Consider the following 17,328-nt stretch of genomic DNA (forward strand, 5'->3'; position numbering starts at 1 on the left):
TGAATTGTAGTTAATAAGCTTTATCTCAAAACGCTTGTCATTCTGAGAATTGCGAGGAATGCCAGGCGGAAGGAGTGTTGGGTTTACCGCAACTCCAATGCTACTACGTTCTCCACATGGTGCGTGTGCGGAAACATATCCACGGGCTGCACGCGCGTGACTTTATAAGCTTCGTCAAGAAGTTCTAAATCACGTGCTTGCGTGGCGGGGTTGCAGCTCACGTACACGATACGCGGAGCACGCATTTCGAGCAGACGCGCGACTACGTCGGGGTGCATGCCGGCACGCGGCGGATCGGTGATGACCACGTCGGGGCGACCGTGCCGGGCGATGAACTCGGCCGAGAGCACGTCCTTCATGTCGCCGGCGTAGAATTCGGTGTTTTTGATGCCGTTGATTTCGGAGTTGAGGTACGCGTCCTTCACCGCCGACTCTACATACTCCACGCCAACCACGTGCTTAGCCTGTCGGGCCACGAAATTGGCGATGGTACCGGCACCCGTGTATAAATCATAAACCAACTCATTGCCAGTTAGTTGGGCGAAATCGCGGGTGAGCTTGTACAGGTTGTAAGCGCCTTCGGAATTGGTCTGGTAAAACGACTTCGGCCCAACACGAAAGCGCAATCCTTCCATTTCTTCGTGGATGTAAGGCTCTCCTTTATAGCACGTTACCTCTAGGTCATGAAAGGTCTCATTGCCCTTGTCATTGATAACGTAATTCAGCGACGTGATCTGCGGTAACTTCTCATAGACATAGTCGAGCAGCGGTTCCAGCGCGTCGTGGCGGTAGTAGCACTGCACAATCACCATCAGATCGCCGGTAGTGTTGGCCGTGCGAATGATCAGGTTGCGCAGAAAGCCCGTTTGCTTTACTAAGTCGTTGAAAGGCAAATCGTTATCGCGTGCATAATCACGGATGGCCAACCGGATCGAATTGCTGGGCTCAGGCTGCAACCAGCAATGCTCCACGTCGATGATCTTGTCGAAGCGGGCGGGCGTGTGGAACCCCAATACACGGCGATCAAATTCCTCGCCCGATTGGATCTGCTCGTTCGTGATCCAGCCGTTGTGGCTAAACGTGAACTCCAGCTTGTTGCGGTAATACGTGCGCTCCGCCGAAGGCAGAATCTGCGGAATCTCCGGAAGTGCCACTTTGCCAATGCGTTGCAGCGTGTCCTCGACCTGTTGCTGCTTGTATTTTAGCTGCGTATCGTAGCTGATGTGCTGCCATTTGCAGCCGCCGCAGGTGCCGAAGTGCTGGCAAAACGGCTCAACGCGCAGCTCAGAGTATTTGTGAAAGCGCGTAGGAACCGCTTCCAGGAAGTTCTTTTTGGCTTTGGTGACGCGCAAGTCAACCACGTCGCCGGGCGCGACGCCGGTCACGAAAATGACCATGTTGTTGTGGCGCACGAGGCATTTGCCCTCGGCCACCATGTCGGTAATCTCGACTTCGCGGAGTGCGTCCGCAGGGATTTTTTTCGCTGTTTTGTTCACAAGCGCAAAGGTAAGAACCATTTGCCGCACGCTCAGCCCCCAGTCCGAGGTTTGACCAAATGCCCACCGATCTTCTTAATCTATGAGAAACGCTTTGGTTTGACAACAAAGAGGCCATTTGCGAAAGCAAATGGCCTCTTTGTAATGGGCTTGTAATCAATTAATTATCTTTTACGATCTCAAACCAGCCTTTGTACGAAGTGCCGCTCGGCAGCTTGAACAAGTAGTAATACATGCCGGCGCCCAGCCCCTCGCCGCCCCAGGTGTTGCGGTAGTTGGTGGTGCTGTACACTTCCTTGCCCCAACGGTTGAAAATGGCCAATTGGTTGCCGGCGTAAAGCTGCACGTTGTCGATAAAAAAGACGTCGTTTTTGCCGTCGCCGTTGGGCGTGATGATGTTGTAGAGGGCGATTTTGTTTTCAAACGTCACGCAGGCGTCGTTGGAATACGTCAGCAAGGCCGAAGCGTCGTCGCTGACGGCTGTTACGCGGAAGCATTGGTTAAAGCCTTGGCTGCCAGTGCTCAACTTATACTGCAACGGCTGGCCCGCCGGTATGGTCGCTACCAATTCATCCTTGGCGTTATCGACGTGGCGGAAGACCTGGTATTGCTTTACTGCAAAGCCTTTATAATCAGACCATTGTATGCTGACTTCGCCTTCGCTACGGCCGCCTTTGCCTTCAGTGGCTACGGCTTCGGTATGGATGATTGTGTGTTCCTGACTGGCTATGACCGTGCCGCAGGCATTTGTGAGCTCGACCCGATAGGTGTAGGCTTTGGCATCGGCGTCGGCAGAGGCATCAGCGAATCGCGTGCCCGTAAGGATGGCCGGTACCACGGCAAATGCACCCGTAGAGCCCGCATCACGACGCAGCACGCGGGTACGGCTACCGTTGTCGCCCAGGTTGGGCACGGAAAGCAACACTTGGTGGTCATTCTGCGGATCGACCGTTGCGACATTTAGCGTAATCGCGGCGTTGTCGGGTTTCACCGAAAAGGAGGCCAAAGCGCCGGTGCACCCAAAGGACGAAGTGGGCACCACCGTTACCGTTTTGGTAATGTTGCTAGCCAGAAAGTTGACGGTGATGGCGCTCGTGCCCTGCCCCGAAACGATAGTGCCATCCGTGACCGTCCACTGGAAAGAAGCGCCCGTCGCGCCGGGCACCGAATAGCGCAGGCCGTTAAGGCCTTCCGGGCACACGTTGGCCGGCCCCGTGATGGTGACCACGGGCAGCGGATCGACGGTAAAGGTTTTGATATACACTGGCCCAGCGCAGGCCGCAGCGCTTGTTTCGCGCGCCGTGAGAGTGTACACGCCCGGTGTCGCGAACGTCGCGACGCTTACCGTATTGCCCGCCGCCGTGAAGGCAACGTTCTGCTGGGCAGCATTTTGTAAGGTAAACTGATACGTGGACGTCGCTAAGCCAGGCAGCGTAAAGCTAACTGGGCCGCTGTTGGCGCATACTCGGTCGGGGCCCGTGATGGCTAAGTTGGCGGCCGGCGAAGGCAGCACCGTCACGTAAAGCGTGTCCGACTGGCCGAGGCAACGAATGTCACTGCCGTTGGGGTTGCTGGTTTCGGTCACGACCAGTTTGCCAATGCCGGGCCGCGTCCAGTTGACTTGGATAGAAGCTTGGTTGGTAGCGACTTGGGTGCCGCCAATCACCTGCCAGGCGTAGCTAGAGCCGTTGGTGAACTGCGTTTGGTAGGTAAACGGTCCGTCGGTCTGACATACGCGCAGCGGCCCGTTGGGCTTGGGCGTGGCCAGCAGCTCATTGATCCGTACCGGCAACACAAAGGGAGCAGTCAGGCACCCAAACGCATTGCGGCCCACGACCTGCACGCTAGCATTGGCGTTGGTAGCACCCCAAGCCACGGTAATACTGGTCGTGCCTTGGCCGCTTACAATATTGCCGCCCTGCACAGTCCATTGATAATCAGTGTTCTGTGGATTTACTACTGAATATGTAACACCCTGCACGGTGGGACACACCGAACGACTTCCCGTAATCGCATCGGCCGCGGTTTGGGGGCGCACCGTCACGGTTACTTGGCGCGAGTTGCTGCAAAGGCCATCGGTTGAAGTGACGGTGTAAATGGTTGTAGTATTAGGGGTTACGGTGATAGACGCGCCGGTAAACGTCTGGCCGCCGCCGGTCCAGGTATAGTTCTGGCCGCCGCTGGCGGTGAGCGTAGCCGAGGTGCCGACGCAAATGGCCACGTCGGCGCTCACGCTTAGGGTGCTGACGGGCCGTACTTCCACCGTGCGGGCTACCGAGTCGGTGGTGCAGCCAAAGGCCGTTATGCCGCGCGCAGACAAAGTGCCAGTGCCAGCCGTATTCCACAAAACCGATACGCTGCTGCCAGTGGCCAGCCCCTGAATGGCACCGCCCCGGACGCGCCACAAGTAGCTGCTCGCGTTGGTGCCCGTTACGGTGTAGGTGCTGGGTTTCGACTGATCGCAGACAAGGGCGTCGCCGGTGATGGCGGTGGGCGGGCTGGCCCGCTTAACCGTAATTCGGATGATTTGAGCCACACTTTTGCTGCCACAGGCTTGGTCAGCAGCCGTCACGACGACGTCGTAAGGGGTGGTGCGGGCGTTGCCGCACCGCGAGTTGAAGCGAAAGGTGCCGGAGACGTTGCCCGTGCCAGAGATCAGGGCGGAGCCGCTGCCGTTGCTGACGGTTCCCACGTCGTTGGCGAAGGTGGCATCAAAGCCGCCTGGCCCGTCGAGCAGCACGCTGTTGACTCGCAGCGATAGGGTTTTAAGCTCCGGGTCGCGAGCGGCCAGATCAAAGCTGAGCGACTGTCCTTCTTCGATGGTAAATTCTTTAATGGCGGTGGTAGAGGCCGTAAACTGCGGGGCCTGATTGGGTTGGCAGGTTTGGGCAATTAATTGAATATCGCGCCTGGTCGTCCCGACGAGTACTTCCTGTCCGTTGATAACGCGGTACTCTTTCACATCGACCGCCACCACGTATTTGCCCAGAAATGGGGCGGCATAGCGACTCAGGCCCGTTTGAGGATCGAGAAAAGCATAGCTGCCCCGGCCCGGCCCGAAAGGCTGCGCCACATTGTATGTACTCGCATACACTACCGATGTGGGAGGTGGGTTGAAAAAACTGGGCGGCGTGTTGCCGAGGTTGCCCCCGTAGGGCGTGCCGAAAGAATACACCAGCCGATCGCCGTCGGCGTCGTAGGCGTTGTTGATGATGATGCTTGTATCGCCTTGGCAGATGACGGCCACGGCCGTATCCGAGAAAGTTGGCGTGCTGTTCGGGATCAGGGGCGGCGAAATGTCAGTGTAGAGCGTCAGGCCGGTGCCGCCGGGGTTGGAGAGGTTGCGGATGTCGTTGTTACGCGCCGATTCAGTGTAAAAGGCGTAGTAGCCCGCCGCCGAAACCGGCAGATTCACAATGAGTTCGTACTTGCACAGCCGCACCGGCACGGGGCTATTGGTGCTGCCCGCCGCGCAGTCGCCCGAGGTGGCCGGCTTGATCAGTGCGTTGCTTACCCGCGGAAAACTGTACACACCAATGCGCGTGCCGTTTGGCGATTTGCTGTACAGCCCGATCGGGATGACGTCGCGGCCGTTGGGAAAATTGGAAGTGACATCGGCATTGAAGTATACAAACACCGTGATGCGGTACCGAAACGGTTGACCCACCGGCCCTTTATCGTCGAGGTATTGATAGCCCATTTCGCCGCCGAGCAGGTGCGTAGCCGCCGCCGGTCGCGCTCCCAAGCCAAGTATCGTCACCAAAATGAAAAAAATGCGCAGTAAATGTGGCTGCATATGTAGGGGAGATGCGTGTAAATGTCTGATTAACAAGATCTTGTGAAATAGCAAAGCTATTCCCGCGCAAAACGACGCACAGTTGTGTTGCCGTTGGCGTCACGCAGCCGGAGTAAATATAGGCCGTGTGGCAACTCTGGTAGCTGCATAGTAGCTTCGGCATCCGGCGTCAGGCGCACCACAGACGCCGCTAGACGCTTGCCGAGCAGGTTTTCGACCGTGGCAGCGTAGGTCCCTGACCGGTTTCCATCAGCGAGGCGCAGGTGCAAAGTGCCATCCGAGGTAGGGTTCGGATACACCGTCAGGGCCGCGAGTGCCTGCGCGGGAGCCGTAGCCAATGCTTGCTGCCCGACCACCAGCGTGTAATCTTCCGTTTCCAGGTTGGACGTGCTGATGCTACACGGATTTGGCGGCAAGGCACTGGTATTGACCTGCACGCGAAGGCGCGTAGCGGCACCAGCGGGCAACTGGGTGGGTATTTTGAAGGTCAGCTTGTGTTCCAGCCCGGCCTCGTAAGTCGTGTACAGGAGTTCCGTCGACTCAAAAATGCCGTTGCGATTGCCGTCCAGCCACACAGCCGTGGTGTGTTGGGTAACTGCGGTAGTAGTGCCGAACGCCACGCTCATGGCGTAGGTTTCCTGGGGCTGCACCCGGATGAAGCGCGTCAGGTAATTGCCGTAACCGGTTGGTTCCGAGGCCGAAGCACTCGTGAAGACCGTAGCGCCGGCGGAGTTATTGACGCTCACTTTGCTGATCCACGCAAACGTGCTGGTTCCCGTTGAGGTGCAATACTGGAGGCATTCGGGTGTGATGTACACGTAGTCGGGCTGGCTCAGGGTAACGGTGCCCACGTTGTTGGTGGCCGTCAGCGATACCGAATACAGACCGGGCGCGGCGTAGGTGTGCAGCGGCGATTTTTCGGTGCTGGTTTTGCCATCGCCAAAATCCCAGCGCCAGCTACTGGGGAAGTTGGTGGTTTGATCCGTAAAACGGATCTCGCGGATGCAAGTACCCTGAATGTGGTTGGAAGCGAATTGAACCACAGGCAGTTGCGTCACGGGCAAAATAACCAAGGTATAATCTTCTACCTGCCCCAGCCGCGGATTGGTGCAGGGGCCAGCGGCCGCGCCCGCAAAATCACTGATCACGCGCAGGCGCATTGGCTGGCTGGCAGCAGTCACGTAAGGAAGCGTGATCGTGCCGCTCGGGTTGGCTTTGCTAAGGGCTTCAAACACCAGTTCTTTCACCGGCTCGAAGATGCCGTCGTTGTTGGCGTCTAGCCACACCCGTGTGTCCTGTGGGCTGCCACTTTCGGTCGCAACCGCGATGGGGTATTGATAGCCGCCCGTCAGCCGGATCTTGCCATTGCAGGTATAGTCCTCATACCCAGCTTGTCCGGTAGGCGTGTTATTGATGAAAGGCCCAAATGTGAAGCGTGTAATCCCGAAGCCGTGCTCCGCCGTGGTAGGCGTGCAACTGGCCGCAACCGGCTGAGCCGTATCGTAGAAAATGTAGCCGGCGCGCGTAAGTGTGTTCGTGCCGGCGGCGTTGGTAACAGCCAGACTGACGGTGTAAGTACCCGGCGCGGCGTAGCAATGCCGCGGATGTTGCTCGGTGCTGCTCGTGCCATCGCCAAAACTCCATTGCCACGTGGCGGGCAGGTTCTGGCTCAGGTCCGTGAACTGTACGCAGCCCGTACAGGACACGGGCTGATCAACGGTAAAATCCGCTGTTGGCGCACTAGTATTGGCAGCCAGCGTAATGCTATAGTCTTCCGTTTGAGAATATTCGGGCGTAGAACACGGCGTAGGCACTGGCGAAAGCGCATAATCGGCGGCGATGCGCAGCCGCAGGCGCTGCCCGACTACCGCCGTACTAGGCACCCGGATGCTGCCTTTGTGTACCCCCTGGGCCTTTGAGCTGAAAAGCAGTTCTTGGGTAGCGTTGAAGGTTCCGTCGTTGTTAAGGTCCAGCCACACGCGCACGTTCTCATTCACACTCGCGTTGGTGGTGATCGTAATTGGATAATCCTTGCCCGGCACGAGCGTGGTGCCCACCGTGCAGGAATAATCTTTGTATCCGTCCTGCGCGCCTGCTGTCGTATTCTGGATCGACTCAAGCTGCACTTGCGTGATGCCCATCCCAAACCGCAGATTGGCCGCAGGAGCCGCTCCGGGCGTGCAGGCGCTCGCCGCGGCCGGGCAATTCTGCTGCGCCTGCGCCGGCAGTAGCGAGAAGATTCCGCAAATAACTAGCAGCAGAGGAAAGGCACCATCCGGTAAGCGTAACAGTTTGGTCATATGAAACAGTGCCTTTGAAAAAATAGGAGAATACAGTGCTTAAATATAACCGTCTTCGAGGAACACCCGGTACCCAAGGAAGCTGTTTTTAAGGGCTGTTCGCAACGAAAATCGCCTTCTGGCCGCGCCAAAACTCCTAGTTTTGTCTGGCCAATGCTCTTGGCTTGGGTTTATCTGATTTTTATGAAAGAAAAAGTAGTTCTCATCACCGGCGGCACCTCCGGCATTGGCCGGGCTTGCGCCGTAGCATTTGGGCAGGCTGGCGCCAAAATAGTAGTCACGGGCCGCGACGAAGCCCGCCTCGCCGAAACGGCTCAGGAACTTGTCCGTCTGGGCATTGCCCATCATACCGTGCGCGCTGACGTAGGAGTGGAGGCAGACTCAGAACGTGCTGTCAGTGAAGCAGTTAAAGCTTTCGGTCGCTTAGATGTTCTGATCAACAATGCTGGTATCTCTATGCGCGCCTTGTTTCAGGATGCTGATCTGGACGTCATTCGCCGGCTGATGCAGACGAATTTTTTTGGCACGGTGTACACGACCAAGTTCGCCTTGCCGCATTTGCTGGCCAGCAAAGGGTCGATTGTGGGTATCTCCAGCATTGCCGGGTATCGGGGATTACCGGGCCGGACTGGCTATTCGGCCTCCAAGTTTGCCATGCAAGGGTTTTTGGAGGCCTTGCGTACGGAAGTATTGCCGCAGGGCGTGCATGTGCTAGTGGCCTGCCCCGGATTCACCGCATCCAATATCCGCCAAACGGCCTTGGCTGCCGACGGTTCTGCGCAGGGCGAGTCGCCGCGCGACGAAGGCAAAATGATGAGCAGCGAGGAAGTGGCTCAGCACATTCTTAAGGCCGTGCAGCAGCGCCGGCGCGATCTGGTTCTTACTACCCTTGGCAAGGTCACGGTATTGTTGAATAAATGGTTTCCAGGCCTCTCGGATAAGTTGGTTCTCAATCACTTCCGCAAAGAAGAAGGCCTATCGGTACACCAGCAGCGATAAAAGGCAATTAGATTTTGGTCCCGTCGGGGTTTCGTCATTACGCGAATCTCCGACGGGATTCTGTTTTGAATCAGCTAAAAGCCTTTAACAGCTTTAGCAGGGAGAAGATCAATGATAATTATATAAAATTCTGATTATCAACGCAATGGCAATAAATTGTGCCGCCGGATATAAGCATCGCCGCCCTGCCATTGCACGCGATACCACACATCCTGCCGACCCAGCACCACCAATCGGTCGCCCGCGGCCGCTGTGGTGAGCCAAGAAGCTCCGGCGCTGGGGCCTGCCATGATTGCAGCGCGAGGTCGAGCTACTATTCCCGCAACCTCCGGCTCCAGCAGGTTCAGATACAAGCCGATAACCCCCAGATATAGGCTGTACGCCACCCACCAGCCGCCGGAAAGGCGCTGACGGCGGAGAAAAAGCATCATCCCCACCACAACTGCCCCAATCAGAAGGGCCTGTAGAAGTCGATAATAATACCGCTGAAAGGCAATCGCAACTGCTTGGCGCCACGTGTTTGGATAACCTGTAAGGCGGTAAAGCTGAGCCAGTTCCACCATTTTTCGCCACGTGCTTTGCTGCGGCTGGCGGGCATGAGCTAGGCCCAAATAATACAAGGCTGCAGGATAATGACCCAGGCCCTCCTGCACATAGGCCATGCGCAAAAGGATACGCGGTGAAGTCTGCCGGTTCTGCCGCAAGAATTGCTGATAAAGCGGGTAAGCTGCCTCGTAGTTGCCCGCACCAAACAAAGAATCTGCCTTTGGAAGTACTGCGCTATCTTTTTGGGCCAGAAGCGGTTGGCTAAAAATTAACCAAAAGAGGAAAAAAAACTGTGCTTTTTTTAGCAAAACGTTTGGAGTGTAAGGGTGAGCCCTCTACTTTTGTGCCCACAATAAAGGAACACGGTTCCACAACACAAAGAAAACGATTCTGTAGCTCAGCTGGTAGAGCAATACACTTTTAATGTATGGGTCCTGGGTTCGAATCCCAGCGGAATCACTAAAGTCCCTCAGTATTGCACTGAGGGACTTTTTTGTTTGATCACGGTAATCACGCTCTTTGGCCAATGCAACTGTTTCTTGACGCTTACATGCTCTTCCGATTGCAAGCACAAGCTGTTTGATAGTGTAAGTAGTAAACTAGCAGCTAGTTCAAACGCAAAAGAGGGCTTAAATGAATTTTTACTTATGGCATGTTCTCTGCTCATAATAAATATTTGAAGATAGAACCACTTCATTAATTGCAGCTACTACCATTAGCTGCTACTCAGGCCAATAAAGTCATGATTGACTTTATTGGCTTTTTTATTTAATATTATTGATATAAAATTTAGTTTTTGTGACTGTGAATAGAGGGCAAAGGTTGCTTACTCATGAATCTTATTAAAATAATAATTTCTGTATACAGTATTATATCCTTGGGTTAAAAGGCAATAATCATGGCACAGATACATATCCTGCGAATAATTATATCTGTCGTAGCGTTATTTCTAATCGTTGTGCATTTGGTCCGCCCCGATATCAGAATTGATGCTATTACGCTGGGCTTATTGATCCTGAGTGTAGTTCCTTGGTTGGCACCAATCATAAAAAGCATTGAAGTGCCAGGAGTAGGGAAGTTAGAGTTCCAAGAGCTGAAGGACAAAGTAGAGCAAGTACAAGGGGTTGCCCAAAGTGCCGACCGAAAATCAGACTTCGCAATTGCAGAACCGTCGGTTCCTAAAGCAGCAAGGTCGCCTAAACTTCAGGACATGCCTTCTGCTACAAGTAAGCTTTTAGAACTCGCCAAAGAATATAATAACCTGCGGGAGCGGCTGCCGTCTGGCAATGAGCGTACCATAGCGATGACTTCCATTGTGCGTCAAATGACCAATTTGGCGCCTGAACTACACGATTATGACGTGCCTAATGCGTTAAATAATGAAGATCGGGGAATTCGACTCACAGCGTATGCATATTTATTTGCGCGCCCTGAATTTTCGCAGTTAGCTAATTTAATCAATAGTTTAATTCTAGTCGAAGATAAGCCTTTCGGACAGTACTGGGCTATTCAGGCTTTGGGAAAACTAATTGCTAATCGCTTGGATCACTCAATCGATAACACACTGGTAAACAGGCTTAAATCTTTTCAAGCCTCGCTTCAGGTTGGTACGGATAGATATTATGAACTAGGTAAAATACTTAAAGATCTAGATTCGAAAATTCAATAAATAAAGTATGTGTGCTTAAAGTAAGAAATTATGTTCTTTCAAAAAGTAGTTAAAGGCATTGCCAATATAAGCAGCTACGAGGCGCAGGCCATTGTGGAGGCAAATGGTATAGTCTGTAACTGGTGGCGTAATGCCGTTACTATCACTAAGGAAGAAATTAAGTCCAACTTAGTTGATAGTAATATATTCCATCACCTGAACCATTACAACCATAAGCTGCCTTCGGGACATTCTCTTGCGCATTTGGGAACATCGTATGGCGACGTGTCACCCTTTATTTCAACCACGGCGGGTGCCATTCAGCGAGACGCATTTCACAGAAGAAATATTTTATTTGATCCGTTTATTACGGCACTTTGCTTTGCTACTAATAATTTTACTGCAAGTGGGTTTGTGTTTTATGCCTATCTTATTACACTAGGAAAGGCAGCTATTACACTCGAGCAATTTGCAGAAGAAGTACGAGAGCTACATATTTATCAATATTATTTTCCGTATCACCACGAAGGAGAAATTATGGCTAAAGTCGTGATTCCATCGGCTCAAATTGAGAAAGCAGAGGAATATGATGGTCCTTCGGCACTTCGTGAATTAAAAAACAGAAGAAAACCGGTGCCAATAAGTGCTGTAATTACAAATTCGGCTTATTCCCGGCCCGATGATTTTATTAATATCCGTGAATTGTTGTGAAGTATGAGCCGCTATACTGACATTTTGGGGCTGCCGGCAGAGGATGTGCGAAATGTAGCGGATGCATACGGGGGCTATGCAGGCTTTATGCAAGATGAATTTGATAAAAGTGAGGACAGCAATAAACAAAATGCTGCCATTGGGCCTTGGCTGGCTAGCAATTGGTTGCTGGCCGCGATTTTAAATGCCTTACTGACGCCAGCAGCATCCAAAAGTCTTTTTAGCCAGGCAGCGCGGGCGTACCGAGAGCTAAATCACCCGTTCTGGAAGGTTGCAGCCATATGCGGTCTGGATTCGGATCTGTTGGCCGAACAGCCCGATAGTTTCATGTCTAACGATATTTCGGAGGATTATCTGCTGGGGATTTCTCCAGACGAGTATCTCTACGAGCTGTTGCGGCTGGCCTACCTCTCGCAAGTCGACACCAGATACGCGGGTGCGTACGATAGGCTTCGGGAAGGAGGGCAGGAGTTAGCAGCGCTAAGAGCATCCGGAGCTGGTCGATTGAATATTCCTATTTTTCTGTATATCAAAGCAATAAGTGAGGTTGGTATTGCTGGATTTCGGCAGGAAAGGGGAGTAGACGTCCTAGGGCCTCTGCTTGACCGGGCTTACGAATCCATCGAGCTGGCCAGGGCTGATACCTACCACTGGGCGGGGCTCAGAGGGTCGGTAGTGCCGCTGGAGCCGGAAATATTGGCGGCCTCTATATGCTTCTGTATCAAGGCTTTGTATACTGAAGGTGGCCTTGCCGCTTTAGAGAGAAGCATTGATACGGATGCGGCCGCCTTCGTTCCGTTGCAGGTAGCCCTCGCGATCACCCAGGGCTCTCCTTTGAACGGAGGCTTTGACGTAAGCCTAGATCCTATTATTCCCACCGGCCCGGTCAATACAGGCGGGCCTCAGGTCGATGTGCCGGTATTTGCGTAAGGAGATCAGTATCAGCCTTATCCATAAGCTATTCATTCAGAGGTCCTAAGGTATATGGGCTAGCCAGTACTTTTTGTCGCCACACCTCTTTTTCGGCCGCGATGGTAGCTGCCGTGGCAAGCCCGGGGTACAGCCTATAATTGGCATCCGGCCCGGTTTCCGGAAAGTATATCTGTGACTTTACATAGCTGCTGAAGTCAAATAAGTTGCTCTGTAGCTGGTGGTTATACTTATACGTGTTGTAGCAAACGCCATTGCGAAATACCCGGATATTGTAGAAGTAAGTATTTCCGTTGAGCGAGCGATTGTCGTTGTAGCAATACATCCCGACGTTGAAACCCGGGACCCGCTGCCCATCGGGAGTGAGGGCCGTAGCCACGATGCGATTGTCGTACCACCAGATGTTGTAGCCGCGCACCAAGGCAATGCCGTACTGGCTGGTTTCCAGCAGGTGGTTGCTGTAGCACTTGATGTTGTGGTTGGAGTTTGGCCCTTTTCCGCCATCACCCAGCATAATGCCGCCGCCGCTATGCACTGGGTCCAGCGGTGGGTTGGGATAGGTGCCGAGGCAGAAGTTGTCGTGAATGAGCAGCGCGTCGGACATGGAGGCGCCCCAGGACTGGAATATGTTAATAAAATCTTCCGTGTCGCATACGAAAGGCTCGTTGACGGCCATGTTCCAAGCGATCTCCGATTGCTTCAGGCCGCCACAGCTGTTGAGCTGCACAAACTGCGCGGATTCGCGCCCGCCGTTACGGTATCGCCCATCGATGTTGCGGCAGATGTTGTACCTGATGCTGAGGTGTTTCGCAATGGAAGGGTCATCTACCTGCATGTCTGCCAAGTAGATACCGCTGGTGCGCTCGATGTAATTGTGCTCAAATTTGAGGTAGCGCGTCCCGTTGGCGTCGAGGGTTTTGCCGCGGCGCTTGTTGTTAAGCGTCTGGGGGCCAGCCCACAAATGGGTGTTGACGATGGTCAGGTGATTGTTCTTAAACTTAGCGTCGATCAAGTCACCCGCCCCGTACACGTTGGCGCCGTCGAGGGTAACGGGTTGCGTAGTTCGGATGCGCACCGCGGGCATATTGCTGTCCAGGCTGCGGTAGTTGCCACGGTACGTACCCCCGCGCGTAATCGTGAGGGGCTCCTGCCAAACCAGTGCCTGCGGGGCCGGCGCAACATAGTCCAAGCCATGATGGCCATTTGTGCGGACTACTACGGTAACCAGTAAGTAGATAAGAAGCTGAATCATTCTTTTACGACAACAGACGAAAAGCGCGAAAAGCGCCCTGCAAAAGTCGTAATCAGGTTTTAAAAACACAGAAATCCAGCGGGAAGAGGTCCTTCGCCGTCTTGTCCGCATGCTCTGATGAGCTACAACCAAACTGTGTCCGGTTGGCGATATTTTGTAAGGTAGTATACCTGGTCCTCTAATCGGTACTAGGCTTTATGCTACTGCGTCTAAAAACCTCACAATTTCTTTTGTTATTTTTTTGTTTTCTGCTATTCTTACGGTGTAGTTGCCCAAAGCGAAGCGCCGTGCCGCTTCCCGTTTGTTTTACCACCCCTCACAAATCTTTGTATAACAAGTAGTTACGTTGCCTTCGGTTGGTTTTCAAAATCATAGGAGGTACAGCTAGCAACTTTTTTTTGAGTCATTTCACAATCGTTTGTGATGTTTTTTTGCACAATCGTTTGTGTGTCATTCCCCCAACAATTCCCCCATAATACTTTATGAAAAAGCCAGTACCCAAATTGAGCCGGCTAACCCTGCCAGCATTACTCTGCTGCCTGCCCCTGTTGACGGAGGCAGGCATCCCGGTGCCCAAAGCGAACCATATGCTCGGCTTGTTGCAGGCCGATGTAACCGTAACAGGTCGCGTAGTAGATGAAAAAGGCTCCGGCCTACCGGGCGTAAACGTAGTGGTGCGCGGCACTTCCAACGGTACCCAAACCGATGTGGACGGCCGGTACACGCTTACGGCCCCTGACAATGCGACGCTGGTCTTCTCCTACGTAGGCTACACGGCGCAGGAAGTGCCCGTAAGCGGTCGCACAACCGTTAATGTTTCTCTGGCTCCCGATGCCAAAGCCTTGTCGGAAGTAGTGGTGGTGGGTTACCTGACCGAAAACCGGCAGAACGTGACCAGCGCCGTCAGCAGTCTTGATGTGAAGGAAGCTACCAAAGCTCCTGTGGCCACCGCTACCCAGGCCCTGCAAGGCCGGGTAGCCGGTGTGCAGGTGCAGGGCACCGGCGGCCCCGGCGATTCGCCGGTGATCACTATTCGCGGTATTGGTACGCTGGGCAACGCCAGCAGCGCCCCACTTTACGTGATCGATGGCTTATGGACGGACAACATCCGCGATCTGAACCCCAATGACATTGAAACCTTAAACGTACTGAAAGACGCCTCCTCAACGGCTATTTACGGTTCGCGCGGCGCCAACGGGGTGGTGCAGATCACAACCAAAAAAGGCAAGTCGGGCGCACCCAGCATTGGGTTTAATGCCTACGCGGGCGTCGACAATGTGTACAAACGCTATAAGCTGACCAATGCCAGCGAATGGGCCGACCGCGCAGTACAAGCCTACGCCAACGCTGGGCTTGATCCCCTGAACGCCGGACAGAACAGCTTGGCGGGCGCCGTGAAAGGCCCCGGTGGAAAGTTTGACCCCTCGGTAGATACGGATTGGCAGAAAGAATTTTTCCGTACCGGTAAGGTGGAAGACTACAACGTGACCTTCTCCGGTGGTACGGCCTCGGAAAAGAACGCGACCAATTTCCTGGTGTCCGGCGAGTACTTTCACCAGCAGGGTATTGTGAAAGGCCCTGATTTTGAGCGCTATAGCTTGCGTCTCAATTCGGGCTTGACCCGTGGTCGCTTCAAGTTTCAGGAAAATGCGCAGCTAACGCACATCAACACGACGCTGCTCAACGGCTTTCCGTTCATCGACGTGCTGCTGATGCTGCCCAGCATTCCGGTGTATGACCCCAACAACAATGGGGGCTTTGGCACGGGCTCCACTACCCTCAACACGTTTGCAACCAACCCCATTGGTGCGCAATCGCTGCTCAACCGCCGGCAAAACGACAACCGGTTGGCCGGCAACATCGGCGTTGATTATTCCTTCTTCGACTTCCTGACCTACCGCCTCAACGTGGCCATGGACGGCCACGTGTACAACAACAGAGACACTCAGAAAGCCGGCATTATTCGCCAGAACACGGCCATCAACACCTCATCGCTGAGCGAATTTCAGGGTTACGACGTGTTCATGCTGGCTGAGAACACCCTCAATTTCAACAAAACGTTTGGTAACCACCACGTAAACGCGCTGGTAGGCTACTCCGAGCAAAGCTACCTGCAGCACAACACCACGGTGCAGCGGCAGGGCTACACCAGTGTTCCGCAGTACTACTTCCAGCTTGATGCGGGCCCCAACGCAGGCATCAGCGGCGGCTCGACGATCGAAAACTCAAAGCGGTCTTACTTCTCGCAGGTCACCTACGATTACAAGAACCGCTATTTGGTTTCGGGCAGCTTCCGCCGCGATGGTTCCTCGAAGTTTTCGAAGGCCAACCGGTGGGGCAACTTCGGAGCCGGCTCGCTGGGATGGCGCGTCAGCGAAGAAGATTTCTTCAAAGATGCCGTGCCCATGGTTAGCAACTTGAAGTTGCGGGCTAGCTACGGCGTGAACGGTAACGACGGCCTGGGCGGTGCCTACGGCGGCAACTACCTGACGTCACCCATTATCAACCAGAACGTTAACTACGTAGATGGTGCCGGAAACATTGTAAACGGCTCGGCCCAGATTACGCTCAGCAGCCCCGACATTCAGTGGGAAGAGCGCTACACCAAAGACGCCGGTCTGGACCTGGCTTTGCTGGAAAATCGACTGACGGTTTCAGCCGATTACTACATCTCTGAAACCAGAAAAGCGCTGGCACCGGTCGTAATTCCGGTGTACTTGGGCAACTTCGGCGGGGCTGTATTCCAGAATGCCGGTAACCTCGAAAACCGCGGCTTTGAGTTTGCATTAGGCTACCACGAAAACCGCCACGACTTCGTCTACGGCGCTGATTTCACCCTGACTACGATCAAAAACCGCGTAACGAAGGTGCCAACCGAAGGCCAGTCGTTTTCCGACGGTATCGGCCTGACCCGTACGCAGGTAGGCCAGCCAGTAGGCGCGTTCTTCCTGATTCCGTTCGACGGCATCTTCCAATCGAAAGACGAGGTGAACAACTACAAGAGCTCGTCGGGGAAAGTTATCGAGCCCTATGCTTCGGCCGGCGACGTGCGCTACAAGGACACCAACGACGACGGTGTAATTGATACCAAAGACCGCGTGTTTGTGGGCAGCCCCTTCCCTAAGCTGCAAATGGGCCTGAACCTAAACGCCGCCTATAAAGGCTTCGACGTTTCGGTGTTTCTGCAAGCCGTAACCGGCAACCAGGTATTCAACCGCGCCAAGGCTGCCCTAGAATACTACAACGGCCCCAACAACTACGAAAGCGACGTGCACCCCTGGACGCCCGAAAACCGCTCGACGACTACACCGCGCCTGTTGCAGGGTGGGGGAGCCGGCGACCTGGGCCTGGCGGCTTCTTCCAACGCGCTGTTTAACACCACGCGCTGGCTGCAAGACGGCGACTACCTGCGCCTAAAGAACATCCAGATTGGCTACACGTTCCCCAAAACGCTGACCAGCAAAGTGCCTAGCCTCGGCAGCGTGCGGGTGTACGTAACGGGTCGTAACGTGCTGACCTTCACTAAGTACTCGGGCTTTGACCCAGAAACACCCGGCACCGGCTTCTACGGCCGTGGCATCGACGACGGCTCGTATCCCAACGTGCGCACGTTCACCGGAGGCGTTCAGGTCAACTTCTAATTTTTTCGA

The 17,328-nt window shown here is 54.1% G+C and carries 10 protein-coding genes and 1 tRNA gene; 6 read left to right on the forward strand and 5 right to left on the reverse strand.

Features of this window, described 5'->3' with window-relative positions:
- Positions 1-83: 83 nt before the first annotated feature.
- The 3 genes from rlmD to H9I52_RS06800 all read right to left on the reverse strand — a co-directional run bounded on the left by rlmD (position 84) and on the right by H9I52_RS06800 (position 7,592).
- Positions 84-1,496 carry a 23S rRNA (uracil(1939)-C(5))-methyltransferase RlmD gene (rlmD, locus tag H9I52_RS06790; protein ID WP_410403019.1) on the reverse strand — a complete coding sequence of 471 codons (1,413 nt, stop codon included), beginning with the start codon at positions 1,494-1,496 and terminating at the stop codon, positions 84-86.
- Between the two features lie 160 nt (positions 1,497-1,656).
- Entirely contained in the window at positions 1,657-5,292 is a 3,636-nt protein-coding gene (locus H9I52_RS06795) for a gliding motility-associated C-terminal domain-containing protein (protein ID WP_187453243.1), read from the reverse strand.
- 56 nt (positions 5,293-5,348) lie between these two features.
- On the reverse strand, positions 5,349-7,592 hold the full coding sequence (locus H9I52_RS06800; RefSeq protein ID WP_187453244.1) for a GEVED domain-containing protein: 2,244 nt from the start codon (positions 7,590-7,592) through the stop codon (positions 5,349-5,351).
- Positions 7,593-7,775: 183 nt separating this feature from the next.
- Between H9I52_RS06800 and H9I52_RS06805 the strand changes: the two genes are divergently transcribed.
- Positions 7,776-8,591, forward strand: a complete 816-nt coding sequence (locus H9I52_RS06805) for an SDR family oxidoreductase (RefSeq protein ID WP_187453245.1) — start codon at positions 7,776-7,778, stop codon at positions 8,589-8,591.
- A 137-nt stretch (positions 8,592-8,728) separates the two neighbouring features.
- On the opposite strand, the gene H9I52_RS06810 is transcribed toward H9I52_RS06805, so the two are convergent.
- Complete coding sequence (locus H9I52_RS06810) at positions 8,729-9,253, reverse strand: SH3 domain-containing protein (protein ID WP_187453246.1); 525 nt, start codon at positions 9,251-9,253, stop codon at positions 8,729-8,731.
- Between the two features lie 270 nt (positions 9,254-9,523).
- Here H9I52_RS06810 and H9I52_RS06815 point away from each other — a divergent pair.
- From H9I52_RS06815 to H9I52_RS06830, 4 genes are all read left to right on the forward strand, one after another.
- Positions 9,524-9,596, forward strand: a tRNA-Lys gene (locus H9I52_RS06815).
- A 505-nt stretch (positions 9,597-10,101) separates the two neighbouring features.
- Positions 10,102-10,806, forward strand: a complete 705-nt coding sequence (locus tag H9I52_RS06820; RefSeq protein ID WP_187453247.1) for a hypothetical protein — start codon at positions 10,102-10,104, stop codon at positions 10,804-10,806.
- A 30-nt stretch (positions 10,807-10,836) separates the two neighbouring features.
- Positions 10,837-11,496 carry a hypothetical protein gene (locus tag H9I52_RS06825; RefSeq protein WP_187453248.1) on the forward strand — a complete coding sequence of 220 codons (660 nt, stop codon included), beginning with the start codon at positions 10,837-10,839 and terminating at the stop codon, positions 11,494-11,496.
- 3 nt (positions 11,497-11,499) lie between these two features.
- Positions 11,500-12,426 carry a hypothetical protein gene (locus H9I52_RS06830; protein WP_187453249.1) on the forward strand — a complete coding sequence of 309 codons (927 nt, stop codon included), beginning with the start codon at positions 11,500-11,502 and terminating at the stop codon, positions 12,424-12,426.
- Positions 12,427-12,454: 28 nt separating this feature from the next.
- On the opposite strand, the gene H9I52_RS06835 is transcribed toward H9I52_RS06830, so the two are convergent.
- Complete coding sequence (locus H9I52_RS06835) at positions 12,455-13,678, reverse strand: hypothetical protein (RefSeq protein WP_187453250.1); 1,224 nt, start codon at positions 13,676-13,678, stop codon at positions 12,455-12,457.
- Positions 13,679-14,160: 482 nt separating this feature from the next.
- Here H9I52_RS06835 and H9I52_RS06840 point away from each other — a divergent pair, with 482 nt between their 5' ends.
- Positions 14,161-17,319 (forward strand): SusC/RagA family TonB-linked outer membrane protein, encoded by a 3,159-nt coding sequence (locus H9I52_RS06840; protein ID WP_187453251.1) that lies wholly within the window; start codon positions 14,161-14,163, stop codon positions 17,317-17,319.
- Positions 17,320-17,328 lie beyond the last annotated feature (9 nt).

This window comes from Hymenobacter sp. BT491 (assembly GCF_014349165.1).
GTDB lineage: Bacteria > Bacteroidota > Bacteroidia > Cytophagales > Hymenobacteraceae > Hymenobacter > Hymenobacter jejuensis.